General features: G+C 66.2%; 2 protein-coding genes, 1 tRNA gene and 1 rRNA gene. 2 read left to right on the forward strand and 2 right to left on the reverse strand.

All coding sequences use genetic code 11. From position 1 onward, the window contains the following. The first annotated feature begins 80 nt into the window (after positions 1-80). Together FHS74_RS30080 and FHS74_RS30085 are read left to right on the forward strand one after the other, a co-directional pair. Positions 81-704: a TetR family transcriptional regulator gene (locus FHS74_RS30080; RefSeq protein WP_184807956.1), complete on the forward strand. Its 624-nt coding sequence runs from the start codon at positions 81-83 to the stop codon at positions 702-704. Then, positions 701-1,177: a hypothetical protein gene (locus FHS74_RS30085; RefSeq protein WP_184807957.1), complete on the forward strand. Its 477-nt coding sequence runs from the start codon at positions 701-703 to the stop codon at positions 1,175-1,177. Before FHS74_RS30080 ends, FHS74_RS30085 begins: the two co-directional genes overlap by 4 nt. A 71-nt stretch (positions 1,178-1,248) precedes the next feature. On the opposite strand, the gene FHS74_RS30090 is transcribed toward FHS74_RS30085, so the two are convergent. Beyond that, positions 1,249-1,325 (reverse strand) — tRNA-Met (locus FHS74_RS30090). Between the two features lie 79 nt (positions 1,326-1,404). Beyond that, positions 1,405-1,481: ribosomal RNA gene (gene rrf, locus FHS74_RS31390) — 5S ribosomal RNA — on the reverse strand; the annotation flags it as partial.

Here is a 1,481-nt window from a genome sequence, read left to right on the forward strand (position 1 = left end):
TATGACTTGCCCATGATCCACCTCCGATAAAGATGAATCACATTCGACCTTCAATGGGAATCCTCTGATTCCGACTTCTGGTGCGATGCTCTAGGGAGGCGCAGGCCTCACTCACGCGCGAACGCATCCTGGAAGCGGCCCGTGACTACCTGGACCATCACGACATTGACACCCTGACCCTACGACGGGTGGCGGAGCTGGCGGGGGTCTCGGCCCCCACCGTGTACGCGCATTTCCCCACCATGGACGATCTGGTGGCGGCCTTTTTCCATTGGCTGAAGCCCCGCATCGGGCTGGCGGCGGCCCTGCCGCCACTGGCTGACTTCGCGACATTGCCGGCCCGGCTGTTCCCGCGCTATGAGGCGCACGGCGCCCTGCTGCGGAACCTGATGAACAAGCCATCCTGGGATCGTCAGCGCCAGGACGACCGGGACGCCCGCCACGCGCCCTGGCGAGAGGCGGTGGCCACCGCGGTTCCCGGCCTGACACCGGCGCAGCAACGGCGCGGGGCGCTGGCGGTGGCGGCCTTCTTCACCCCCACCTTGTGGCGATGGCTGCGCGACACCGGCGGCCTGACGCCGGCGGAGGCCGAGCTTACCGCCCAGTGGGCAATGCGCACCCTGGTAGAGGGCCTCGCGCGCGATGGGGACGGCCTGGCCGACCCGCCATCATCCAGTGACCCGACAGGAGGGCAAGAACCATGATCCATCACGTCTCCATTCCCGCCCACGATCCCCGTCGCGTCGCGGCTGTTCTGGCGCAGTTGATGGGCGGGCGGGCCTATCCCTTCACCGGCCCATTGAAAGGGGCCTGGATGGCGGTCAGCGGGGATCGGCACGGCACCATGATCGAGGTCTACCCGGATGGCACCGTCATGGCGGCCGGCCAGGGCGACGCGCCGGTGGTCTATGACACCCACGCGGACGACGGCCGCTTCCTGCCATTCCATCTGTTGCTCGCGGTGCCACACGACCGGCAGACAGTCGAATCGATCGGAGAAGCCGCCGGCTGGCGCACGCGCTTCTTCAGCCGCGCCGCGCCAGGCCGCCCGCCAGCCTTTCATGTCATCGAGGTGTGGGTGGAGAACCGCGTCCTGATCGAGGTGGTCACGCCGGACATGGTCGGGATCTATGCCGACTACGTTCAATTCGACCGGCTCGACACCCTGTCCGCTTGAGCTTGGGGGCCTGCGGTAGACGGCTGACAGCAAAACCCCCGCCAGCTTACGCTGGCGGGGGTTTCCGTATTTGGTTGCGGGGACAGGATTTGAACCTGTGACCTTCAGGTTATGAGCCTGACGAGCTACCGGGCTGCTCCACCCCGCGGGAATGTGTGCTGGGAGTGGCGGGCATTGCGACGAGGGTCTGTTGAGCGGCGGTAAGCGTTGGGATGTGCGTCTGATGGACCTGGCGGCGACCTACTCTCCCACGTCTTAAGACGCAGTACCATTGGCGCTGGGGGATTTCACGGCCGAGTTCGGG

It is taken from the genome of Nitrospirillum iridis (genome assembly GCF_014205765.1).
In the GTDB taxonomy this organism is placed as follows: domain Bacteria; phylum Pseudomonadota; class Alphaproteobacteria; order Azospirillales; family Azospirillaceae; genus Nitrospirillum; species Nitrospirillum iridis.

Coding starts and splice junctions, on each gene's coding strand:
- FHS74_RS30085 (WP_184807957.1), top strand. CDS start 701: ATGATCCATCACGTCTCCATTCCCGCCCACGATCCCCGTCGCGTCGCG.